1 protein-coding gene is annotated in these 1,179 nt (G+C 52.6%); it reads left to right on the top strand.

Annotated features, from left to right (window positions below; all coding sequences use genetic code 11):
* The coding region (locus JFQ59_RS12300; RefSeq protein ID WP_202320804.1) for an acyl-CoA dehydrogenase at positions 1-1,179 on the top strand (1,179 nt) is incomplete at both ends.

Raw genomic sequence — 1,179 nt, 5'->3', positions numbered from 1 at the left:
ATGTTCAGAGGAGTTGACTTCTACAACGTTGACGAGCTTTTGAGTGACGAGGACAGGCTTGTGAGGAGTGCTGTCAGAGAGTTTCTGGAGAAGGAAATTGTTCCGCTCATTGTCGATGCGTGGCACGAGGAGAAGCCGCTGAACTTCCACGAGCTTGGCAGGAAATTTGGAGAGCTGGGGATGCTGGGGGCGTTCATACCGGAAGAGTACGGCTGTCCCGGTATGAGCTACACGTCCTTCGGAATAATCTGTCAGGAGGTGGAGAGGGTAGACAGTGCATTGAGAAGTTTTGTTGCCGTGACATCCGGGCTGGTCATGTACCCGATATGGCAGTACGGCAGTGAGGAGCAGAAGAAAAAATGGCTGCCTAAACTGGCGAAGGGAGAGATCATTGGCTGTTTTGGTTTAACCGAACCAAATCACGGGAGCGATCCGGGGAGTATGGAGACCACTGCCAGAAGAGAGGGAGATGAGTGGGTGCTGAACGGCACCAAGACCTGGATAACGGAAGCTGATGTTGCGGACATAGCTGTTGTTTGGGCGAGGGATGTTGAGGATGGCAAGATCAAGGGATTCATAGTTGAGAAGGGGATGCAGGGGTTCCAGCAGTACTCCCTGACGAAGAAGGGGTCTATGAGGGCTGGAGGTGTTGGAGAGATTGGCCTTGTGAATTGCAGGGTTCCGGAGGAGAACAGACTGCCAGAAGCAAGGGGTCTGAGAGCTCCTTTAAGCTGCCTGAATCAGGCGAGATACGGAATCTCATGGGGAGCTATCGGGGCAGCAATGGATTGCTATGAGACGGCCTTGAACTATACAAAGGAAAGAAAGCAGTTTGGTGCTCCTCTTGCCTCATTCCAGCTCGTTCAGGAGAAGCTCGTGAAGATGCTGATTGAGATTACAAAGGGACAGCTGCTCTGCTGGAGACTGGGAAGGCTGATGGATGAAGGGAGGGCAACGACAGAGCAGATATCCCTTGCCAAGAAGAACAATGTGAGAGTTGCAAGATTCTGTGCCAGAACTGCCAGAGAGCTGCTGGGGGCGAACGGGATAAGCCTTGATTATTCGCCGATAAGACACATGGCGAACATTGAGAGCGTTTATACGTACGAGGGGACGGATGACATCCACACGCTGATACTCGGCAGAGCGATAACCGGATTGCAGGCGTTCAGGAGGGAG

Origin of the sequence: Archaeoglobus neptunius, from assembly GCF_016757965.1 — an archaeon.
In the GTDB taxonomy this organism is placed as follows: domain Archaea; phylum Halobacteriota; class Archaeoglobi; order Archaeoglobales; family Archaeoglobaceae; genus Archaeoglobus; species Archaeoglobus neptunius.
This window is presented reverse-complemented; position numbering and strand designations above follow the sequence as displayed.